This window comes from Nonomuraea sp. NPDC004186, from assembly GCF_053603495.1.
The window spans coordinates 1-22,659 of the sequence record NZ_JBSGFQ010000141.1; the positions used below are offsets into that span (position 1 = coordinate 1).

General features: G+C 71.0%; 16 protein-coding genes and 1 riboswitch. Of the genes, 6 read left to right on the forward strand and 10 right to left on the reverse strand.

What is annotated here, in order from left to right; translation table 11 throughout:
- The 5 genes from ACWEPL_RS56710 to ACWEPL_RS56730 all read right to left on the reverse strand — a co-directional run.
- A partial coding sequence (locus tag ACWEPL_RS56710; protein ID WP_452441543.1) for a condensation domain-containing protein occupies positions 1-1,048 on the reverse strand: 1,048 nt, incomplete at its 3' end.
- Positions 1,049-1,056: 8 nt separating this feature from the next.
- On the reverse strand, positions 1,057-1,296 hold the full coding sequence (locus tag ACWEPL_RS56715) for a phosphopantetheine-binding protein (protein WP_350735567.1): 240 nt from the start codon (positions 1,294-1,296) through the stop codon (positions 1,057-1,059).
- Positions 1,290-2,789 carry a condensation domain-containing protein gene (locus ACWEPL_RS56720; RefSeq protein WP_452441544.1) on the reverse strand — a complete coding sequence of 500 codons (1,500 nt, stop codon included), beginning with the start codon at positions 2,787-2,789 and terminating at the stop codon, positions 1,290-1,292. Before ACWEPL_RS56720 ends, ACWEPL_RS56715 begins: the two co-directional genes overlap by 7 nt.
- Complete coding sequence (locus tag ACWEPL_RS56725; protein WP_452441545.1) at positions 2,786-4,306, reverse strand: AMP-binding protein; 1,521 nt, start codon at positions 4,304-4,306, stop codon at positions 2,786-2,788. Before ACWEPL_RS56725 ends, ACWEPL_RS56720 begins: the two co-directional genes overlap by 4 nt.
- Positions 4,307-4,384: 78 nt before the next feature.
- Positions 4,385-9,694 (reverse strand): non-ribosomal peptide synthetase/MFS transporter, encoded by a 5,310-nt coding sequence (locus tag ACWEPL_RS56730; protein WP_452441546.1) that lies wholly within the window; start codon positions 9,692-9,694, stop codon positions 4,385-4,387.
- A 433-nt stretch (positions 9,695-10,127) separates the two neighbouring features.
- Between ACWEPL_RS56730 and ACWEPL_RS56735 the strand changes: the two genes are divergently transcribed.
- Positions 10,128-11,360 (forward strand): alkyl sulfatase dimerization domain-containing protein, encoded by a 1,233-nt coding sequence (locus tag ACWEPL_RS56735; RefSeq protein ID WP_452441547.1) that lies wholly within the window; start codon positions 10,128-10,130, stop codon positions 11,358-11,360.
- A gap of 338 nt (positions 11,361-11,698) precedes the next feature.
- On the opposite strand, the gene ACWEPL_RS56740 is transcribed toward ACWEPL_RS56735, so the two are convergent.
- From ACWEPL_RS56740 to ACWEPL_RS56750, 3 genes are all read right to left on the reverse strand, one after another.
- Positions 11,699-12,385, reverse strand: a complete 687-nt coding sequence (locus tag ACWEPL_RS56740) for a TIGR00266 family protein (protein ID WP_363975220.1) — start codon at positions 12,383-12,385, stop codon at positions 11,699-11,701.
- 249 nt (positions 12,386-12,634) lie between these two features.
- Positions 12,635-14,173, reverse strand: a complete 1,539-nt coding sequence (locus ACWEPL_RS56745; protein WP_452441548.1) for a multicopper oxidase family protein — start codon at positions 14,171-14,173, stop codon at positions 12,635-12,637.
- A 141-nt stretch (positions 14,174-14,314) separates the two neighbouring features.
- On the reverse strand, positions 14,315-15,775 hold the full coding sequence (locus ACWEPL_RS56750; RefSeq protein WP_452441549.1) for a carboxylesterase/lipase family protein: 1,461 nt from the start codon (positions 15,773-15,775) through the stop codon (positions 14,315-14,317).
- A 336-nt stretch (positions 15,776-16,111) separates the two neighbouring features.
- On the opposite strand from ACWEPL_RS56750, the gene ACWEPL_RS56755 reads away from it, so the two are divergent.
- From ACWEPL_RS56755 to ACWEPL_RS56775, 5 genes are all read left to right on the forward strand, one after another.
- Positions 16,112-16,402, forward strand: a complete 291-nt coding sequence (locus ACWEPL_RS56755; RefSeq protein WP_452441550.1) for an Lrp/AsnC ligand binding domain-containing protein — start codon at positions 16,112-16,114, stop codon at positions 16,400-16,402.
- 299 nt (positions 16,403-16,701) lie between these two features.
- Positions 16,702-16,965 carry a metal-sensitive transcriptional regulator gene (locus ACWEPL_RS56760; protein ID WP_387835739.1) on the forward strand — a complete coding sequence of 88 codons (264 nt, stop codon included), beginning with the start codon at positions 16,702-16,704 and terminating at the stop codon, positions 16,963-16,965.
- An 82-nt stretch (positions 16,966-17,047) separates the two neighbouring features.
- The gene (locus ACWEPL_RS56765) at positions 17,048-18,487 is read left to right on the forward strand and encodes an MBL fold metallo-hydrolase (RefSeq protein ID WP_452441551.1); all 1,440 of its coding nucleotides are present in this window, start codon (positions 17,048-17,050) and stop codon (positions 18,485-18,487) included.
- Positions 18,488-18,987: 500 nt separating this feature from the next.
- Positions 18,988-19,132, forward strand: a riboswitch (cyclic di-AMP (ydaO/yuaA leader).
- Positions 19,133-19,143: 11 nt separating this feature from the next.
- A complete protein-coding gene (locus ACWEPL_RS56770; RefSeq protein WP_452441552.1) occupies positions 19,144-19,911 on the forward strand; it encodes a glycoside hydrolase family 25 protein in 768 nt (255 codons plus the stop codon).
- 258 nt (positions 19,912-20,169) lie between these two features.
- Entirely contained in the window at positions 20,170-20,871 is a 702-nt protein-coding gene (locus tag ACWEPL_RS56775; RefSeq protein WP_363975202.1) for a DUF4142 domain-containing protein, read from the forward strand.
- 81 nt (positions 20,872-20,952) lie between these two features.
- Here ACWEPL_RS56775 and ACWEPL_RS56780 read toward each other — a convergent pair whose 3' ends face one another.
- Positions 20,953-21,453, reverse strand: a complete 501-nt coding sequence (locus tag ACWEPL_RS56780; RefSeq protein ID WP_355199847.1) for a MarR family winged helix-turn-helix transcriptional regulator — start codon at positions 21,451-21,453, stop codon at positions 20,953-20,955.
- Between the two features lie 513 nt (positions 21,454-21,966).
- Positions 21,967-22,638: a DUF6766 family protein gene (locus tag ACWEPL_RS56785; protein WP_363975195.1), complete on the reverse strand. Its 672-nt coding sequence runs from the start codon at positions 22,636-22,638 to the stop codon at positions 21,967-21,969.
- Positions 22,639-22,659 lie beyond the last annotated feature (21 nt).

The following is a 22,659-nucleotide window of genomic DNA, read 5'->3' on the forward strand; positions in this document are numbered from 1 at the left end:
AGTCGATGAGGCCCTGGAACGGCCCCGTCGAGGCGCTCCTGAGCTTGGTCGGGTCGTAGCGGGCGTGCCGGTACGCCGCCAGCACCCCCCGGTGGGCGGCCCGCACCACCTCGGCGAGCGGCTGACCCGGGGCCACGTCCAGGACGAAGATCCCGTCCTGGACGAGGGTGGCCACCATGGGCGCCAGCCGGGGATCGTGCCGGTTGCCCACGATGAGCTGCAGCGCGACCGTGCCGCGGCCGGTCAGCCGGGACAGCAGCGTCGCGTACGCCCCGAGCAGCACGCTGCTGGTGCTCACCCCCCAGCGCGCGGCCAGCCCGGTGGCCGCCGCGCCGAGCGCCGCCGACTCCATGCCGAGCTTGACGAACCTGGGCTCCTCGGGCCTGCCCGGCGGCGCGGCGAACAGCGGGCGCGGCATCCGTTCCAGCGCCGCCCGCCAGTACCTGAGCGCCCGCTCGCCGCGCGCCGCGCCCTCGGGCGAGCGTTCCTCGGCGGCCAGGTCGAGCGGCTGCGGGACGTCCTGGGGCAGCGGCTCCCCGGACAGCAGCCGCGGCCACTCGCCGGCGATGACGTCGAGCGCCCGCCCGTCCACCGCCATGTGCGTGAACGCGAACGCCACCGCGCGCGGCCTGCCGCCGTCCATGACGACGGCGCAGCGCACCGGGAGCTCGTCGGCGTAGTCGAAGCCCTTGGCCGCGAGCTCGGCGGCGATCTCCCCGGCCAGCACCCTGGGCCGGGAGCCGGCGGCGTCGACCAGCTCGACCGCCAAGCGCCCCTGCCCCGCGACCCGCTGCACCATATCGGCCTGCTCCGGGCCGGGGAGCCAGTTCGTCCGCAGGCTCTCATGCCGTCCGAGCAGCCGCGTGAGAGCGGCGAGTACGGCCGGCAGGTCGGGCTTGCCGTGCACCGGCAGGGCCCACGGCATGTTGAAGTACGGGTCGCCAGGGGGCAGCCACTCGGTGAGCCGCCAGATCGCCCGCTGGCCCCAGGTGAGCGGCCCCTGGCCGGACCTGGCGCCGGTGAACTCGACCGTCACGGGTCCGATCACGGGGCCGATCATGACGGGCGGCCCGCGAACCGGGACAGGTGGTCGACCAGCCCGTCGAGCGTGTCGAGGCTGCCGTCGAACTCGATGTCGAAGCCGAACGCCTCCTCGATCGCGTCGATCAGCCGGATGTAGCCCAGCGAGGTGAGGCCGAGCGCCGTCAGCGAGCAGTCGGCCGCCAGCACCTCCGCCGCGGTGAGCTCGCCGTCGCTGGCCTGGGCCACCAGCGCGGCCACGCGCTCCCTCAACATGCCTGCTCCCGAAGGCGGGCGACCTCCGCCGCGATGCTCGTCGCGGTGGCGTCGTCGATGAACACCTCGAAGGAGAGCTCCACGCCGTACCGCTCCCGGGCCCTGGCCATGATCTGGGTGATCGTGAGGGAATGGCCGCCGAGATCGAACAGGTCGTCGTCGGGTTCCACGTCGTCCAGTTCGAGCTCCTTGGCGAAGATGGCCTGGATCTCCCGTACGAGCTCGGCGGCCACCGGCCCGCCCGCTCCCGTGTCGGCCGTGATCACGGACGCCGCCGGCACGGGGGCGGGCAGCGGCAGCCGGTCCAGCGGCGCGTCCGGATCCGCGGCGACCGCCGCCAGCAGCGCGGCGAAATCCTCGCGGATCCGCTCGGCACCCGCCGGGTCGAGGAGCGCCGGGTTGTACTGCAGCCGCGCCGCCGTGCCCGCCGGATCATCGACGATCTGCAGGTGGAGGGTGTTGCGCACCCAGCCGTTGAACATCATCCACTCCACCGACGCGCCGAGCCCGGGGAACAGCGGGCCCGTCTCGGGCCGCCGGCGGTAGCTGAGCGACACGGGGGTGAGCGCGGCGCGCGGGCCGATCCCGTCCACGGCCCTGGCCAGCGGAACCTCGCGGTGCCGGTACAACCGCCGCAGCTCGACCCGCAGGCTCCGCGCGAACTCGCCGAACGTGCCCGCCTCCGGCACCCCGATCACGGGCAGCTCGTTGACGAAGGCGCCCACGTGGTCCCGGCTCCGCTCGGTCCGCGTGGACAGATCCACGCCGACCGCGGGCCGCGCGTTGCCGTACGCGCGCAGCAGCGCGACGAACGCGGCCAGCACCGCCTCGAAACGGGTGACCTCCAGCCGCCCGGCGAGCCCGCCGAGATCCTCGACGACGAAGTCGAGGGCGCAGCCGGGTGCCGCGGCCACGGAGACGCCGGTCAGGCCGGGCAGGTGCAGCTCCCGCTGGTCCTGCCACCGGTCCTGCCAGTAGCGCCGCGCGTCCGGCAGCGCGTCCGCCAGCCTGACCTGCTGCTGGACCGTGACCTCCGGGTGCGTCAGCACCAGCGGCGCCGGCGTCGCGCCCCCGTACCAGGAGGCCAGGTCCCGCAGCAGGATGTCCTTGGACTCCCCGTCGAACACCGCGTGATGGGCCTGGAACAGCAGTACGTGCCGCTTGGCGTCCTCCCGGATCAGCGTGAACCGCGCCGCGGGGCCTTCCCCCGGATCGACCGGCCCGGCCAGCTCCTCCTCAAGGTCGCCGCCTTCGCGCATCGGCGGCACCCCGTGGGGGACCACCCGCAGCTCACCGCCGTCCTCGGCGAGCACGCCGCCCAGCACGGGATGCCTGCGCGCCACCTCCTCACACGCCTCCGCCAGGGCCATCACGTCGAGCGGCCCGTCCAGCCACACGGCCAGCGGCATGTGAAAGGCCCGCCCGGCGACCCCGGCCCGCTCGGTGAGCCACATCCCCTGCTGCGCAGGGGAGGCCGGCCACGATCCGGTCATCTCCCGCCTTCTTTCTCCACAGCGCCTGTTTCCATAGAGCCTGTTTCCATCACGGAGTCCGCCTGCTTCAGCAGATCGCGCAGGCCGGACTTGACGACCTTGCCCGAGTGGTTCCGGGGCAGGTGGTCCACGAAGATCACTCGTGTCGGCAGTTCGTGTGCGGCCAGCCGGGTCATGAGAAAGGCCCGCAGCTCCGTCACGCGCGGCGCCCGCGAACGGGGCACGACGGCCGCGGCCAGCACGGTGCCCAGCACGGGGTGCGGCACGCCGGTGACCGCCGCCTCGGCCACGTCCGGGTGCTCGTGCAGCGCCGCCTCCACCTGCACGGTCGACACCTTGTACGCGCCGGACTTGACGACGTCGCTCTCCCGGTCGACGAGATACAGGTAGCCGTCCGCGTCGAGGTAGCCCAGATCGCCCATCCGCACCCACCCGTCGCGGAAGGTGTGCGCGCTGGCCTGCCGGTCCCGGTAGTACGAGCGCGCGGCGGCGGGAGAGCGCAGCCAGATCTCCCCCGTCTCCCCGGCCGCCGGCGGCGTGCCGTCGGGGCCGGTGATCCTCAGCCCGCTGCCGAGCGCCGGCCGGCCCAGGGCCGCGGGCCGTGACGGGTCGTAGATCATGACGGTCTGGGCGGGCGCCGCCTCGGTCGAGGTGTAGTAGTTCGTCACGGTCGCCTTGGGGAACGCCGCCGCCAGCCGCGCGCACAGCGCCGCCGGCAGCGCCGAGGCCGCCGACCCGAGCAGGACCACGCCGGAGAAGTCGTGCCGCTCGTGCAGCCCGGCGTTGAGCAGCTCCAGGGCCATCGCCGGCACCAGGAACACCGTCCCCACCCGCCGCGACTCGATCAGCCTGGCGAACCTGCCCGGGGTGAACCGCGCCAGGGTCAGCACCGAGGGCCGCGCGTCCAGCGCGTTGATCAGCATGGCCTGGCCGGCGTTGGTGCCGATGGGAAAGGCGTGCAGCAGCAGCCGCGAATGCCCGAACCTGCGGCGGTTGGCCCGGGTGGCGCTGCCGTAGGTGAGGTTGGCGTGGGTGGCCGCCACCGCCTTGGGCCGGCCCGTGGTGCCGGAGGTGTAGAGGATCTGCGCCAGATCCGCCGGGCCCGGCGGCTCGGGTTCGCGCGAGCCGGGCTCCAGTTCGGCCGGCACGGCGCTCCAGTACCCGCCGTCCGGCGGCGCGGCCGGCCCCTTGCCGGCGTGCAGTACGCCGGTCGCCGAGCAGTGCTCCAGCATGTACGCCACCTCGGCCGGTGCGAACCGGTCGGAGATCGGCACGGCCACCCCGCCGGCCAGCTGTACGGCGCAGTAGGTCACGGCGAAGCCGGTCCAGTTCTCGGCCCCGAACAGCAGCCCCACGCGGTCGCCCCGCCGCACCCCGCGCCGGACCAGCCCGCGCGCCAGCGAGTCCACTTGCGCGTGCCAGTCCGCGAAGGTCAGCGTGCCGCCCCCGGCGACCTCCAGCGCGACCCCCTCGGGCTCCTCCGTGGCCCGCCTGGCGAGCAGCTCCGGAACGATCATGACTCGCCTCCCGCACACCGCCGCAGCTCCCGCACGATCACGGCTCCCCTCCCGCACACCGCCGCAGCTCCCGCACGATCACGACTCGCCTCCCGCACGCCGCCGCAGCTCCTCGATGCCGACGAGATCGTCGGGCAGCGCGTCGGGCACCTCGCGATCGAAGCGCGCCAGCACCCGCACGCGCATCGCGCACACCGCGATCAGCGCGATGGCCAGCCCGAAGACCACGTACATCAGCCCGATCCCGCGCCCCTCCCCCGTCCCGAGCAACGCCCCCGCCGTCGCGGCCAGCGGCCCGTCCGGCGCCATCAGCGGCTCCAGCACCGTCGCCCCGTACGGCGCCACCAGCCCGAACCCGATCGGCAGCGTGGACCAGGCGACGAGCGTGTTGAGCGCGATGACCCGCCCGTGGAACCGCTGCGGCACCTTGACCTGGATGATCGTCGCGTACACGCCGTTGAGCAGCGTCAGGCACAGCGACATCCCGAACGCCCCCGCGGCGATCGCCACGAGATCCGCCCGTACGCCGACGACCACACAGAACCCCGCCAGCGCGAGCGTGAACAGCAGCACCCCGCGCAGCCGCCCCCGGCGCGGCCCGCCCCACACGGCCATCAGCAGCCCGCCGGCCAGCACGCCGATCCCGCCCGCCAGCGACACCCGCCCGACGTCCTGCAGCGTCGCGAACGACAACACCAGCGGCGAGATCATCAGGAACAGCGGCGACAGGAACACGTTCAGGACGGCGAAGAACACCAGCATCCCGCGGAAGCCCCGGTTCCCCCAGGTCAGCCGCCAGCCGCCGGCGATCTCCGCCATGACCGTCTCGCGCCGCCGCCAGGCCATGCTCCGGGGGAACCGGACCGCCAGCACGACCGCGGCCGCGAACACGTACGACAGCACGTCGACGACGAGGATGCCCTCCAGCCCGATGACCGCCATCAGCCCGACCGCCACCAGCGGCACCGCCACCTGGGCCGTGCCGGTGACGAGCTGCACCACCCCGTTGGCGTGGCCCAGGAAGCGTTTGGGGACGAGTTGCGGGATCGCCGAGGCGTACGCGAACCGCTGGAAGGTCAGCGCGACCGACAGCAGCGCGAGCAGCGGGTAGATGTGCCAGATCTCCAGGTTGCCGGTCCACAGCAGCACTCCGAGGACCAACTGCACGCCGCCCGCGGTGACGTCGCCGGCGAGCATCACGGCGCGCCGGTCATGCCGGTCCACGATGGCCCCGGCCAGCGGCGCGACCAGCATGCCGGGCAGCAGCCCGAGCACCGCGAACAGCGCGAAGTCCGCCAGCGAGCCGGTGGTCGTGTAGATCCACAGCGGCACGGCGAACTCGGTCAGCGCCGACCCCAGGATCGACACCAGCTGCCCGGCCGCGACCAGCGCGAACCTCCCCATGCCCGGCCGCGCCCGGCGTTCCTCCGAAGGGGCCGGCGCGTCTCCGGATGACACGCCCTCCAGCCACCACGTCGATCGCGGTGTGCGTACCAGCGGCTCGGTCCGGCCCTCGGCGATGGCGCGGTGCGTGCCGGTCACGATGGCCGCCAGCTCCTCCGCCCGATATTTCAGGAAGAAGTGCCCGGCCTCGTCCAGCACGACCAGGGCCGTCAGCTCCGACAGCACGTGCCATTCGCGATAGCGCTCCTGGTAGAACTCCATCGCCGGGTCACGCTCGCCGGCCAGCGCGATCACCGGCGCCCGCAGCGGGGCCGCAGCCTCTTCGAACATGCGGGTGAAGTACCGCTCAGCCTGCCGGGTGCCGCGCCGCCGGTTGCGGACCATGAGGTCGAGCTGGTCGCGTCCGACCTCCTCCACGTCCAGGCCGGCGGAGCGCAGGTCGTTGATCCAGGCCTGGTCGCCGCGGATGCGCTCCATGAGCTCGGTCAGGCCCGAGAGTCGGCCGCGGGGGCGGGCGAAGGGGAAGACACCGCCGAGGTAGACCGCCTCGACCTCGCGGCCGGCGTCCTCCAGCCTGCGGGCGATCTCCGCGGCCAGCATCACGCCGAGGCCGCAGTGGCCGTACAGGGTGACGGGGCCCTCGATGCCGTCGAGGATCTCCTGTACGCACCCGTCGGCGACCTCGTCCAGCGGCCGGGACTCCTCGCCCAGCTCGTGCCCGGGCACCGCGATCGAGTAGAGCGCCCAGTCGGCCGGCAGCGCGTCGGCCAGCGGCTGGTAGATGACCGCGCTGCCGCCTCCGTACGGCGCGCAGACCAACGTCGAGGTGGCCGTCCTGGCGGGGGTGAGCCGGTGCAGCAGGTGGCGCGGGCCGTCGCCGTCCGACTCCAGCAGCGCGGCCAGCTCGCGTACGGTGCGGTGCTTGAACAGGTCGAGCACGGTGACGGTACGCTCCGGCAGCTCCTGCCTGAGCCGGGCCACCACCCGCATGGCCAGCAGGGAGTGGCCGCCGAGCTCGAAGAAGTCGTCCGTGGCGCCGACCTCGGCGGCACCGAGGAGTTCGGCCCACACGGCGGCGACCGTCCGTTCCGCGGCGGATCGCGGTGGCTCGAACCGGCCGGTCGTCTCCGGCGCCGGGTCGGGCAGGGCGGCCCGGTCCACCTTGCCGTGCGACTTCAGCGGCGGCGGCTCGTCCAGCCACACGTACCGGGCGGGGATCATGTAGTCGGGCAGCCGCTCGGCCAGCCACGTCCGCATCTCGGCGGCCTCCGGCCGGGCCTCACCGCACTCGGCGAGGAGGTAGGCCACGAGGAGACCGCCGCGCATGTCGGCGATCGCCGACGTCACGCCGGGATGCCGGCCGAGCACCGACTCGACCTCGGCCAGCTCCACCCGGTAGCCGCGGATCTTCACCTGCAGGTCGCGGCGGCCGAGGAACTCCAGGTTCCCGTCGGGAAGGTGGCGGGCCAGGTCGCCGGTGCGGTACATGCGAGCGCCGGGCGGGCCGTACGGGTCGGGCAGGAACCGTTCCGCGGTCAGGGCGGGGCGGTCGAGATAGCCTCTGGCCAGCCGATCCCCGCCGAGGTACAGCTCCCCCGCGACGCCGATCGGCACCGGCTCCAGATGCTCGTCCAGCACGTACGCCCGAGCCCCCGGCAGCGGCCTGCCGATGGGCAGCGTGGTGGTCGTGCCGCCGGTGCCCTCGACCGGATAGGTGGTGACGCCGACCGTCGCCTCGGTCGGGCCGTAGTGGTTGACGACCCGGCAGCGTCCGGACGCGGCCAGTTCCTCCGCCCAGTCGCGGGGCGCCGCCTCGCCGCCGAGGATCAGCAGCTTGCGCGGCAGCACGTCGGCCTGCAACGCGGCCAGATGGGACGGGGTGATCTTGAGGTAGTCGATGCCGGCGTCCCGGACGTACTCGGCCAGCTCGTGTCCCGCCGTGCGCGGCGGGATGATGTGCAGCGTGCCGCCGGTCATCAGGCACGCGTAGAAGACCGTCACCCCGAAGTCGAAGGCCAGCGACTGCAGCAGCCCGTACGAACCGCCGGGTTCGATCCCCAGCCGCTCCCGCAGGCCCGCGAGATAGACCAGCGCCTGCCGGTGCTGGATCGCGACGCCCTTGGGCCTCCCGGTCGTGCCGGAGGTGTAGATGACATAGGCCAGGTCGTCGGGGGTCACGTCAGGAGGGACCGGCGCCTCGTCACCGTCGGGCTCGTCGAGGCCCACCGTGAGCAGGCCGTCGGGCAACCGCTCCCTGGAGGACGAATCGGTCACCGCGATCCGTACCCCGGCGTCCTGCACCACGTACGCCAGCCGCTCGGGCGGATGCTCCGGATCCAGCGGCAGGTACGCGGCCCCCGCCTTGAGCACGCCGAGCACGGCCACGGCCAGTCCGGCCGACTGCTCCAGGCACAGCGCCACCCGTTCCCCGGGCCCGGCGCCGAGGGCCCCCAGCCGCCGGGCCAGCCGGTCGGCGCGGGTGCCGAGCTCGCCGTACGTGAGCGAGGTCTCCCCCGCGACCACCGCGACCGCCGCGGGATCCTGCCCGGCGACGACCTCGTGCAGCAGCCCGATCCCGGCGGGCGGCGCCGGCTCGGCGGCCCCGAGGGCGAGCACGCGCCGCCGCTCGTCCGGGCCGAGCAGCGGCAACCGGGAGATCGGCAGGCCGGGGTCGGCGACCGCCGCCCGCAGGAGCGTCTCCAGGCATCCCGCCAGCCGCCGCGCCGTGTCCTCCCGGAACAGCGCGGTGCTGTACGTGAGCTGCCCGTGCAGCCCGCCGCCACCCTCGAAGAGGTAGAGCGCCAGGTCGAAGCGGCTGGCCACGGTCGGGATCGGGTACGGCTCCGCGCCCAGCCCGGAGGTGTCCAGGGTCCGGCCGCGGTAGTTCTGCAGCGCGAACATGGTCTGGTAGACCGGCGTGCGGCTGACGTCCCGCTCCACGGCCAGCTCGGTGACGAGCCGGTCGAACGGCAGCGCCTGATGCGCGAAGGCGTCCACGGTGGAGTCGCGGACCCGGCCGAGCAGTTCGCCGAAGGTCGGGTCGCCGCGCAGGTCGGCCCGGAGGGCCAGGGTGTTGATGAACGGCCCGACAACCGTCTCCAGCTCGGGCAGCTCCCGCCCGGACACCGGCGACCCCACCGCGAAGTCGTCCTGCCCGGCGAACCGGCCGAGCAGCACCTGGAAGGCGGCGAGCAGCGTCATGTACGGCGTGGCCCGGTGCGCCTTGCCCAGCTCCGCGATCGACGCGGTGAGGGCGGGGTCCACGACGACGTCCACGGCGGCGCCGTCCCAGCGCTGCTCGGCGGGCCGGGGCAGGTCGGTCGGCAGCTCCAGGGCGGGCACCCCGTCCAGGTTGGACACCCAGTAGCGCACGTCGTCGTCGAAGGTCCGGCCGCGCTGCCAGTGCGCGTAGTCGCCGAACTGCAGCGGCACCGGCGCCGGTTCCCGGCCCGCGTGCAGCGCCAGCAGCTCCTGGAACAGGATGTCGCACGACCAGCCGTCGGTGATCGCGTGGTGCATGGTGAGCAGCAGCACGTGCTCGCCGGGGGCCGAGCGCACCAGCAGGGCGCGCAGCAGCGGCGGGCGGGCCAGGTCGAACGGCCGGACCAGTTCCCGGTCGATCTCGCCGGGGTCGTCGGTGACGCGGAACTCCACGACCGGCTCCTCGGCGACCACCGCCTCCGGGCGGCCGTCCGGGGTGGTGACCAGGCTGGTACGCAGGCTCTCGTGCCGCCGGGTGAGCTCTGTCAGGGCTCCGGCCAGGGCGTTCTCGTCGAGGTCGCCGGTGAGCCGGACCGCGAACGGCACGGTGTAGGCGGCCGTGCCTGGGGCGTACTGCTCAAGGAACCACAATCGCTCCTGCATGGCCGACGGCGGCGGCGCGGTGCCGGGGTCACGGCGGGGAACACTGACCTTGGTGCCGCGCGCCCGAAGGCGACGCTCCAGCAGGGCCTGCTTGGCCGGTGAAAGGGAGCTCCTGGTCACGCGTCTTTCTCCTCGGAACACGCGGTGGTACACGTACACGTACGGAGGTCCGCGGCGATGACGCGGATGTGCTGCAGCCGGAACGGCGAAGCCTGATGAGGCCGTGGGAACGCTCCCACGAGGGAGGCTAGGTTTCGGCTCCTTCGAGGTCAAGGGCTAGATCCGCATTTCCGGATGCCCACCGTGGTCTAACAAGAACAATTCGCGATGTGCGCACGTCGCACCCCTGTTTCCGTTAGCTCTGTCTTTCGGGTCCTTGACAGTTCGGAAACATCTTCGTCATATATATGGGAGCGCTCCCACAGCGTGTCATCATCTCTGACCTGCGCCTGCAAGGAAGCCGAGCGCCTCCGCCCTTTGACCGCGCGTCAAAGGCGAGATCCTGCCGTGAACCCCTTGCCCAGAATGAGGTTCTGGAAGCAGGGTTGGGCCCATGATTATCGAGTACGCCGAGCGCGTGTGGCGCGGCGAATCGGACGACAGCGTCGTGGACGCGGGCCTGCAGGGCAGGGGTGTTCAGCCGATCGCCGACGGTGTCGGCTGGTGGCCGGGGTTCGGCAATGTGACCGCGTTCGAGACCGAGGGCGAGCTGGTGCTGTTCGACACGAGCAGCGCGTTCTCGGCGGCGAAATTGCACGTGGACGTACGGGCCTGGACCCGGGCTCCATTGACCACGGCGTTCTACTCGCACGGGCATGTCGACCATGTCTTCGGGACGGGGCCGTTCGAGGAATCGGGGCCTCGAGCCGCGATTTATGCCCATAAAGCAGTTGTTGACCGGTTCGAGCGTTATGTGTTGACAAATGGCTATAACTCGGTGATCAACCAGCGGCAGTTCCAGGCCGCGGGGCTCCACTGGCCCACCGACTACCGCCGTCCGGACGTGACCTACACCGACGCGCTGACCGTGCGGCGCGGCGGGCTCACGTTCGACCTCGTGCACGCCAAGGGCGAGACCGACGACGGGACCATCGGCTACGTGCGTGAGCACAAGCTGCTGTTGCCCGGTGACCTGTTCCTCTGGGTGACGCCCAATTGCGGCAACCCGCAGAAGGCGCAGCGCTATCCCCGGGAATGGGTGCACGCGTTGCACCGGATGGCCGCCATGGACGCCGAGATCATGCTCCCCGGCCACGGCGCTCCCATCTTCGGCCGCGACCGCATCCGGCAGGCGTTGCTGGAAACGGCCGAATGGCTGGAGTCGCTCATCACGCAGACCCTGGAACTGCTCAACGCGGGCGCCCGGCTCGACGAGATCGTCCACTCCGTGAAGGCGCCGGAGCATCTCGCCGACCGGCCCTATCTGCGGGCGCGTTACGACGAGCCGGAATTCGTCGTACGCAATCTGTGGCGCCTTTACGGCGGCTGGTACGACGGCAATCCGGCCCACCTGAAGCCGGCTCCCGAGGCGGTGCTGGCGAAATCGGTCGCGGAACTGGCGGGCGGGGCGCAGGCCCTCGCGGACGCGGCGCTCAAGGCCCTTTCCGAAGGCGATGAGCGGCTGGCCGGGCATCTTGCGGAAATGGCCGCCCTGGCGGCTCCGGACGACGCGGGAGTGCATCGCGTACGCGCGGAGGTCTTTTCCACCAGGGCGGCCGGCGAACTGTCCCTCATGGCGAAGGGCATTTTCGCCTGGGCCGCCGCCGAGTCCCGGAAACGCTCGTAAAGGCCGGCCTCCACTCCGGCGTCGGCGGGCGTTTCCTGGCGGTGGCGGACATGGTCACGTCCCATCGCCCCGGCCGTCGATCCCGTCGTCACAGCCGTCGATCCCGTCGTCACGGCCGAGAAACCCACGGTTCCCACATCCGCGCCCCACCCGGCGCGACCGCTGGGCGGCCCGGCGCCAAATCGGCCCACCGCAGCCAGCGGCCCATCGCCGCAGCGGCGGGACGCAGGGACCGGGCCGATGGGGCTGCGCGGCGGCGCACGGGCGTGGGCGGCGCGCGGGCGACCTCGCCGCGTCGATCCCCATCGCGAGAGGCATGCCGGGCCGCCGGCGCGGGGTCAGGCGCGCTCGAAGGGGAGCACTTCCGTCAGGTGGAGGATCAAGGCCCCAGGGTTCCTGGTCTGCGTCATGATCCTGCCCGGCCCGGTGAACTCGAAGACCAGACCTTCGCCCGACTTGAGCGATTGGACCGTCTTCCCTTCGACCGCCCGGCGCAGATTGCTCTTGACCGTCTCGTCGTAGGCGACCAGATGCCCCGAGTCGACCACGACCTGCTGCCCGGCCGCCAGGTCGATCACGTCCATCGCGCCGTAGCAGCCGAGCACGACGACGCCGTCGCCCTGCGCCTTGATGAGGAAGCCGCCCTCGCTGCCGATGAGGTTGGACATGCCGCCCCACTTGGTGGCGATCTCCACGCCGTCGCTGGACGCGATCCACGATCCCCTGGTCAGCAGGAGCGCGCTGTCGCTTCGTACCTCGGCGGCCTGGACATCGCCGGGCAGGTGATGCGCCACGTCCACCCAGCCGCCGCCTTCCGGAGCGGTGTAGCGCGTGGTGAACAGCGACTCGCCGCCCAGCGCCGAACGCGCCAGCCCACGCAGCAGACCACCCTCCACCTTGGCCCGGAGCTGGACCCCCGCGCTCGTCGCGTACATCGCGCCCGCCTCGACGCGCAGGGTCTCCCCGCCGTCCAGGTGGCAGCGCGCGACCGCGAACGAACCAGGGTGACGGATCTCGGTCTTCATGTACCCCTCCATCCCGATCATCTTGTCCGGAGCGACTCTGCTGTAGGGCCGTACACGATTCGTAGACAACACGTAAACCGCCCCAGACGCTGCGCGAACGCCACCCGGGCGTTCCCGCTCGGCCCACGTGGAAGGAAGAGATCCGCGAGCACATCGGGGCACGGTCTGTTCCCGCCGCGGTAGACCCCGTGGGCGGCACGCCGGCCGGAGACCTCCTGCGGTCGCTCTCGCCCGGCGGAACCTGATCACCTATGGCGTCTCTCGCCTCGCCTGAGGGAGTCCCGGCATGGCGGCCGGTCGGGCGGGCCTCCTGGTCGAAGCGTGCCGCAGATCTACCAACCGCTGCCAGCGGACGACCTCGATGTTGGCCATCATGCCGCGGTCCTCGTGGTTGAGGATGTGGCAGTGCAGCGGGTACTTCCCGACGAAATCCCTGAACCTCGTCCTCATCACCACTTCGCCGCGCGCGGGGAGCTGCACCGTGTCCTGCCAGTTACGGGCGTCGTACGGCCTGCCATTCACGCTGATCAGCTGGAAGTCGTTGACGTGCACGTGGAAGGTGTGCTCCTCGTCGGCGAGGTTGCGCACCCGCCACTCCTCGGTGGTGTTCAGCCTCGCCCGCACGTCGATCCGGTTCGGATCGAACGACTTGCCGTTGATGAAGAACCGGTCGGCGCGGGTGTTCTCCGAGAACGTGACGACCCGCCTCTGGGCGATGGGATCCTTCCTCAGGTCGTCGAAGTACCGGGCGGCGAACGTCGTGGGCAGGCGTGCGGGCGTCACGGCGTGCCCCGCGGACACCAGGGTGGCCAGGGTCGCCTCAGGGTAGGAGTCGCCGTCCTTGCCGGTGCTGTAGGGCCGGGTCACCAGGCGGGTACGGCCGGCCGGCGGCCCTTGCACGAGCACGTCCCACCGGCTGCCGGGAGGCATGAGCAGCGTGTCGGTGCTCCAGACCCTGGCAACGGGGTTGGCGTCCTGGGCGATGACGTGGAAGCGCACGCCCTGGAGCTGGACGTTGTAGGCGATGTCGGCGCCGATGTTGGCCAGCCGCCACATCTGCGTCTCGCCGGGCCGGATGTGGATGCTCGGGTTGATGAGCCCGTTCACGGTCCGGGTGGTCGGGGCGTTGCTGTCGATGTTCGCCGTTGGTATGGCGCCCGCGCGCACCTGAAAGTCCTTGAGCGCGATGAGCAGTTCGGCCGTGTCATGGAGGTCGGACGGCAGGTACCGGTTCAGCCCTTCGATCACGATCGCGCCCGACAGTCCGGCGAACACCTGCCCCTCCGAGAGCGGGTGCGCGTGGGAGTGGTACCAGTACGTGCCCGGTGCCAGGTCCTCGGGCAGCCGGTAGGTGTAGCGGTAGGTCTGGCCCGGCCTGATGTGCAGGTAGATGTTGTCGGAGCTGTCCTTCGGTGAGACGTGCCAGCCGTGCGTGTGCAGGTTGGTGTGCTCGCCCAGCCGGTTCACCAGCTCCAGGTCGACCCGGTCGCCGGGAAACAGGCGCAGGGTCGGCGGCATGAAGTCTCCGTTGTAGGTCAACGCGCGGACGTCTTGGCCCGCGAGCCGTACCACGCGTTGCTCCACGACCAGCCGCACGTGCAGGTGGCCGTTGTGGCTCGACAATTCGCGCGGCTGGCGGAAGGCCGGCTGCGCCTGCGCGGTCGGGGTGGCCGGACTCGCCGGGCCGGCAGGACCGCCTGGGGCGGCCTCCATTGTGGCGGTGGTGCCGCAGCCGGTCGCCATCAGCAGGGCCGGTCCCAGCAAGAGGACGGCTCTGGACAGGGACATGGCGCTCCTTGTGACGACGAGGTCGGCTACGTGGATGCCCGGTGTCGGCTCGCCCACGCGGGAGCTGGCCCGCATTTTCACAAAGATTGGCCGTTGGAGCGGCTGTGCTGCGAGGCGCGCGGACCAGGAGGCGGCGGAATGTCAGGCGAAGTGCCGGATGGTCGCAGGGTTGGCGGCCTCGTACGGGTGCCACTGCTCTGCGGCGGGCCCGCCAGAGACTATGAAGGCCGCTACCGCGTGAGAGAACGTGTGGCCGAGCGAGCGGGCCGCGACGGTGGCCTCGCCGAGCATGGGACTGTCGGGGTAGGGGTCGATGGTGTCGAAGAAGAAGGGGAGTTCCACGCAGTGCGCGGCGCCCAGGTGTGCGGGGTCCTGAGCCGGGGCGTAGTCGAACTGGTAGACGTAGGTGGGGTTGCCGGCCGCAGCGTGGTGATCGGCGATGGCGAGGGCCCCGTCGCGGAAAATGATCTCGGTCTCGACCTCGGTGAAGACGTCGCTCGGTGTCGCGTGCGGAAGCCGGGCGGCGGCGCGGTCGAACCGCTCGGCGCCGCCGTCGATCTGGCCGGCCACGATCGATCTCGCCTGGGCGGCGGTGACGGCCTGGATGCGCGGGTCGAACGCGAAGAACGCCGCCATCTCGTTCCTGGTGGTCCCCGTCAGCAACTGCTTGCCGTCGAGGCGTCCGTAGGCCAGCGCCTGTTCCCACGCCTCGGGCATCCCGAAGGCGCCGAGGACGGGGTACATCGGCGGAGCGACGCTGCCCGGGCGGAAGATGTCCTGGGCGAGCTGCCGGTAGGCGGCGAGGAGCTGCTCGGCTGGGACAGCGCGCAGGATGGTGATGTGATCCGGGCCCCGCTCCAGGTTGAGGATCTTGAGGAAGCGTCGGGCATGGTCGGCCGCCTCTCCGGGGTCTTGCGGGGGGAGCCCCCAGGGGCCGCTCTGGGTGATGACCCGCTTGATCGGCGGGCCGGTGACCGGTGAGAGGGCGAGGTAGAGGGCGGAGAAGGCGCCGGCGGACTGGCCGCCGACAGTGAGGTTGCCGGGATCTCCCCCGAAGGCGGTGATGTTGCGCTTCACCCAGGTGAGGACGGCGGCCTGGTCCTGCACGCCGAGATTCTCGATGCCGAGTTCCGGGAGGTAGAGGTAGCCGAGGGGGCCGACGCGGTAGTTGGCGGTGACGACGATGATGTCGCCGGCGGCGGCCAGGTTCCGGCCGTCGTACCAGTCCCAGCCACCGGATCCGCTGGTGAATCCGCCGCCGTGGAACCACACCAGGACCGGGAGGGCGTGCGGGGCGGGTCCACCGGCCGGCAGGCGGGGGGTCCACACGTTGAGGGTGAGGGAGCCGTCCTCGTTCCAGTCGGGGGTGCGGTGTCCCATGACCGCTTCGAGACGGGAGGGGGCCTGGGGGACGGACGGGCCGGGGCAGGCGGCATCCCACCGGCCCGACCAGTCGGGGTGCTGCTCGGGGGCGGCGAAGCGCCGGTCCCCCAGCGGGGAAGCCGCGTAGGGGATGCCGCGGAACGCGGCGACGCCGTCCTCGACGGTGCCCTGCACGCTCCCCGACTCGGTGTCCACGACGGGGCGTTCCCTCACGATCATTGATGTCACCTTCCTTGCCGGAGTGATACGCCTCCGTTCTACGGTCGTTCGGCGGAAAAGAGCGAGCACACCGCTCCTGCACGACGGCACGCTGCGGCCCACAGCGATCCGCAATCCCGCTCTCTTTCCTCGGCTCATCCCCATGGCGTTGCGGATCCGGTGCCGGCCCAGCCGCATTCAGGCGATCGCCGCGGGACTGGCGCGGCGTGCCGACACGGTGTGGGTCGACATTCTCGGCGGCGGTGACGAGATCAGCAGCGTGCTCTTTCTCGACGGGCCCCAGGCCCGGACCTCGCTGCTGCTGCGGGACCTGCCCGCCACGGCCGCCGTCCATTCGTGGGACGCCTACTGGGCATCGGCAGCGAGGCGCTGCTGTGGATCGCCACCGGTCCGGGCAGCCTGGAGGCGACCGGGCAAGAGTTGAGCCGGCATCCGCAGGTGCGGTTCACCGCGGCCACGACCGGGGCGGCGAACCTCCTGGTGGCCGTCGCGGCCGACGATCTGGGCGGGCTGTACGCCTTCCTCACCGAGACTGTCGGATCGCTTGACGATGTCCGCGGGCTGGAGGTGACCCCGATCCTGAGCTCACTGAAACGGACCGGCCTCCTTCGCCGATCCGAGATCTGAGTTCCTCAACCTGTCGCCGCCCACGACCCCCGCGCGTCATGACGTATCGTTCGCCAGACCTCCTCGCCGCCGCCCGAAGGAGCACGTCAGGTCCCGAGATCACGGATCGGCCCACGTTCTCGTTCCATTGCTCCCGTCGGAGATGCGCGCGGCTCCAGCACGTCATCCGGTACGCCACCGCCCCCGGCCGGAACCCTGATCAAGGTCGACCAGGGCTCTCAGCGCCGCTGACTACCGCCGCGGCCCTTTGCCGAGTTACCCCGGGGGGTATATTGGGCGCGGAGGTGGTCCGGGTGGAGATGGACGCGACCGTTCTGAGGGATGCGCTGACGCGGCTGAAGCGGGCCCACGGCCAGCTCGGCGGGGTGATCGCGATGATCGAGAACGCCGAGGACTGCGAGAAGGTGCTGACGCAGCTGGCGGCGGTGTCGAAGGCGTTGGACCGGGCCGGATTCAAGATCATCTCGACCGGGTTGCAGCAGTGCCAGGTGGCGCGCGAGCAGGGCGAGGAGCCACCGATCAGCGTTGAGCGGCTGGAGAAGCTGTTCCTCGCTCTTTCGTGACCGTGTGATCGGGTGAGCCGGGGCACCCATATGTTCTCTTGATACCCCCGGGGGTATTTGACGATCGAAAGGAGACAAGGAGATGACGATCCAGGTCGAGGTGATCGAGACCTCTTCCCTGGGGGACCGCAGTTATCTGGCCCATGACGGGCGCGTCGCGGTGGTGGTCGATCCGCAGCGCGACATCGACCGCGTCCTCGCCCTGGCCGGTCGCCTGGGGGTGCGGATCACCCACGCGGTGGAGACCCATCTGCACAACGACTACGTCTCCGGCGGTCTGGCGCTGGCCCGGGTGAGCGGGGCGGCGTACCTGGTGGGCGGGGCCGAGGAAGTCGGCTTCGACCGCGTGCCGGTGTACGACGGAGATCGGATCGCCGTCTCCGAGCGGATGTGGCTGGAGGCGGTGACCACGCCGGGACACACCTTCCACCACCTGTCCTACGTGCTGGCCGGTCCGGGTGGGCCGGAGGGGGTGTTCACCGGAGGATCGCTGTTGTTCGGCGGCACCGGGCGTACCGACCTGCTGGGCGCCGAGCATGCCCGCACCCTGGCCCGCCACCAGCACGCCTCCGCGCGGCGGCTGTCCGGCCTGCTGCCCGACGGCGCGCGGCTCTGGCCGACGCACGGGTTCGGCAGCTTCTGCGCGGTCACGCAGTCCGGCGCGTCCGCCTCGACCATCGGCCGGGAGAAGGACGTCAACCCGGTGCTGCGGATGGAGGCCGACGACTTCGTCACCCACATCCTGGAAGGCCTGGACGCCTACCCCGCCTATTACGCCCACATGGGCGCGCGCAACGCCGCCGGAGCGGAGCCGATCGACCTGACCCCGGCGCGGCCGGCCGACAGCGCTGAGCTGCTGGCTCGCCTGCGGGCTGGCGAATGGGTGGTGGATCTGCGCTCACGCAAGGCGTTCGCGGACCGGCACCTGGCCGGCACGCTCAGCTTCGGCCTGGACGGGCCGATGGCGACCTGGCTGGGCTGGCTGGCCCCGTGGGGCACGCCCCTCACGCTGCTCGGCGAGTCGGCCGAACAGGTCGCCGCCGCCCAGCGCGAGCTGGCCCGCATCGGCATAGACCGCCCGGCCGCCGCCTCGACCGGCACCGTCGAACAGTGGGCCGGACACGACCCGGGCCTGATCGCCGAGCTGACCACCGCGACCTTCGCCGACCTGGCCGCCGCCCGCGCGGGAGAACGGGCCACCGCCCGTGCAAGCGAACCGGCCATCTCCCGCGCGGGGGAACCGGTCGGCGGCCCGACCGTCCTGGACGTGCGGATGGGCAACGAATGGCGGGCCGGTCACGTGGCCGGCGCCGTGCACATCCCGCTGCCCGAGCTGCCGGAGCGCCTGGCCGAGGTGCCGGAGGGAACGGTGTGGGTGCACTGCGGCACCGGCTACCGGGCGGCGGCGGCCGCGAGCCTGCTGGCCCGCGGCGGCCGCCAGGTGGTCCACATCGACGACGCCTACTCCCGGGCCGCCGACGCCGGCCTGCCCATCACCACCCCCGACGAGGCCCCCTCTTGACCACCCTCGGCCCCGGCGACACCAGGACGCCTGCCGCGATCCGGCGACGCACCGGGATCCGGTGACCCGCCAGGATCCCGTGACCCGCCGGGGCCGATCGACGTGCGGACCCCCGGAGAGTTGGAGCCCGCCCACCTGCCCGGCTCCCGCGTGCCCGACGGCGCCGCGGACGTCAAACGATGGCTGGAGTCACGATTACCCGTAGAACGGCGTTTGGTCACAATGGCAACGCATGAATGGCCTGCCCCACCCGTGCCGAGATCATAAAGGCCCGGAAGCGACTCCCCCGATTCTTTGCCAAGCACCAGAATCCCTACAGGCACGGCATTTCAGTGCCGCCCGGTCGCCGACACCCGCGAATCGGATTTGCACTACTTGCACCATCTATGGATATATGTCTATCTTTTGCCTAGTTGCGGCACGGATGTGGCGCTCTTTCGCCGCATCGTTGCCGCTTCGTTGACCGGACCGCGCGCTGCCCGAAGAAGCCCTTCGGGGACAGCGTCCGGCCGCCGAATCCGCGCCTCGCGGAACCGGGGACCCACGTTCTTGGGGTGAATCGGACGCCAGCCCAGGCTGCGCCAGGTAGGGCACTTCCAGGCCCGAACCCGTCAGCTAACCCGGTAGGCGGTATGGAAGCAAGGAGTCAATGCCTCATGTCCAAGCCCCGGCTTGCCACAATCGCCTACATCCTCAAGAATCACCGCGATCTCCTCACCAAATACCTCAGCTTCGCCGTCGCCGTCGCGATCCTCGCCGCAACCGCCGCCATCACCACCTTCGCATTCGCATCGCCCACCGAGCAGAGCCCGGTGCAGGCGACTCGTCATGGAGCCGGACCCCTCATCTACGGCCTGGACATCTCCAATTACGAGCCTCTGTACGACTGGAATGCCAGCCCGGCCAAGTTCGGCATCATCAAAGCCACAGAAGGCACGTCCTTCCGCGACGCCTCATTCGCCAGGCACTGGCGCGAGCTGGGCAAGAAGGGCATCGTGCGCGGGGCGTACCACTATGGCCATCCCCGCAACAATCCCATCGCGGAGGCCGAGCACTTCCTGTCCGTGGTGAACTCGCAGCCCGCCAAGGCCGGCGACCTGCTGGTCCTTGACCTGGAGACCGCGAACGGCAGATCCGTCGCCGAGGTCAACGCCTGGGCCAAGACGTGGCTGTCGTACGTGAAGGACAAGACGGGGATCACCCCGATGTTCTACAGCGGCTGGAACTTCGCCAACAAGTACGGCAAGGGCCTGTCCGAGTACCCGCTGTGGGTCGCCCACTACAGCAAGGCCAAGGGGGCCATCACCCCGCCCGCCGACTGGAAGTCCTGGGCCATCCACCAGTACTCCGAGGTCCCTGTCGACCAGAACGTCTCCGCGCTGACCGCCGACCAGTTGCGCGGCCTGGGCCGCCCCACGGCCTGAGCCCACACGGCGGGTCCGCACCGCGATCGGGTGGACGCCGCCCCGCGTGCTCCTCTCGGCCCGGAGGAGCTCGCGGTGGACGCCGGTCACGGATGGCACCGGTGAAGGCCGCCTCGGACAACGGCTGACCCCGGCAGTCTTGCCCAATGCAAATCTTGCACAATGCCATGAACACTCACGCACCCTCCCGCGTATCCCTCAGTGACCGGCACCACTCACGAAGGCCGCGTCCAAGGGACCGGAAGGGGATGACGGCGTATGCGACTCCTCGACAGCCGTCGCGCTCTCATCAGTTGCGGCATTGCCGCCCTCTGCACTCTGACCGCCTGCGCCGGCTACACGCCGACGCCCGTCTCTGACACCGCCGGCCTGAGCACCGAGCCGACCGCCGGCCTCAGCACCGAGCCGACCGCCGTCGAGACCGGACCGACCGACGCACCCACCGTCCAACCCGTGGAGGACGAGCCGGAGGCCCGCACCCGGCAGACCAAGTGGGGACCGCTGTCCGAGGCCGACCAGGAGCTCATCAAGAAGGTCCGGCTCGCCAGCCTGTGGGAGATGCCCATGGCCCAGGACGCGATACAGCGCGCCAACAGCGCCCGCGTCCGCCAGGTCAGCAAGGAGATCGCGGCTCAGCACGACATGCTCGACGGGCAGGTTCGCGACGTGGCCGCCAAGCTGAAGGTCAAGCTGCCGGTGAAGCCCACGCCTCAGCAGCAGGACTGGATGACAGATATTTCCGGCAGGTCCGGATCCGCCTATGACAAGACGTACGTCAAATGGCTGCGCCTGGCGCACGGACAGATCTTCACCCTGATCGGCACGGTACGCGGCACCACGCAGAACACCCTGGTCCGGCGCTTCTCCGAACAGGCCAACGCCGCGGTGCTCAACCACCAGCGCCTCCTGGAGAGCACCGGCCTGACCACACCCGAGAGCTTCCCCACCCCGTCCATCTGACGACCGGGGACGGAGCCCGCACGGCTTCCGGCCGCCGCGAAGTGCCGGCATTGGTCGGCGGCTCAGCGCCGCGTGAGCGATTCAGACAGCGGACCAGCCCAGCGGGTTCGGCACGTTCAGGGGTGGCTCGCCGCCCGCCTCGTTGAAGGCGTTCATGGCCGAGATGAGCGCCCGGCGCTGCCTGGCCGACATCCGCGCCACGATCGCGCCGATCTCCTCCCTGCGGCGCGCGGTCACCTCGTCCACGATGCGGCGTCCCTCGTCCGTCAGCCGCATCAGGCTCTCGCGCCGGTTGTGCGGATTGACCTCCCGTACGATCAACCCGGCGGCCACCAGCCGATCGGCCATCCGCATCGCCGTGGAGGAGTTGACGCCCAGCAGCTCCGCCATCGTGACCAGCTTGGTCTCACCATGGCCGGCCAGCACCACCAGCATCCTGAACTGCGGCAACGTGACCCTGTCCCCGACCGCCCCCAATGACCTCACCGCGACCGCCACCAACAGCCGTGACCCGGTCAGCACCGCCGTGACGACAGCCGAAAGATCCTCTCCCTGCGCCTGGAGGTCATCGTCTTCCTTCATAGGCACTGTTGTATATGCGCTGGACGGATCACGGGCACGAGATCCCCATCGTCCGCCCCACCCCGTCGATCCCATGGGTCCAGGTGGGCCACCCTAGTTGCGGTCGTCAGCCTGTCACGCAGAGATACTGGAGGCGTGGATCCGAACGCTGAGCTGGGGAATTTCCTCCGCTCCCGCCGGGCCCGCCTGCGGCCCGAGGGGGGTGTGGCCCTCTGCGGGTGCCGGGGCGCTCGGCCCGCCGCCGTCCCGAACCTCCGCAGCGGGTACGGCCGGAGGCCCACCGCATGCTGGAGGTCCTCAACGACGTCTCACCGGCTCTCATCCTCAACCACCGGCGCGACGTCCTGGCGGCCAACCAGCTGGCTCGTCGCCGACATCGACAGCGCTGCCGACGTCGTCGCCTTGACGATCGCGGAGTTCTCCCCCCGGTAGGTGATGCACCAACGGCAGATCCTGAGCGGCTTCCCGCTGCTGTCCGCGGCGCCGGTGGACTGACCGCCGAAGCAACGGCCGTCAGTTCTCGACGCCCGTGGCCGCGTGGGACGTCCCGACCGGCTTGGACTCGGGCGAGCCCCGCTGCCGTAGATAGATCGACAGCACCACCATCGACAGCACGGCCAGGAGCTCCGACTGCCAGTTCTGCAGGCTCCGGCTCCAGAACTCCGGCGAGGTGACGTACGCTCCCCACCCAACGGGATCACGCAGGTCGGCCAGCCGCTCGCTGTTGTAGGCGGCCAGTCCCGCAACCGACTGCGCCAGCCACGACAACGCGAAGATCGCCCCCATGACCAGCGCCAGCGAGTTGCCGAACAGCTCCAGTCGCAATCCTCCGGTCCTGGCCCAGGCCGGGGAGCGGTCGTGGGCATACCGCCCGACCTGCTGCTCCTCATCCGATTCCGGCCCTGCCTGATCCACCTTCTTCGACTCGGGCGACCCCTTCTGCACCAGCCAGACGGTGAGCACGATGAACAGGAAGAACTGCAGATACTCCGACTGCCAGTTCTCCGCCACATCGACCGCGAACGTCGAGGAGGTCACGTACTGCAGGATCGAGACCGGCTCGCCACCCTGGGCCAGCTCCTGGTCGTTGTAGTCCAGCATCCCCGCCACGGCCTGTCCGGCGATCGCGAGCACGAAGAGGATCAGGAACGCCAGCGCCAGCGAGTTCTCCTTGAGCCATCTCACGGCAAAATCCTCATGGGGCGC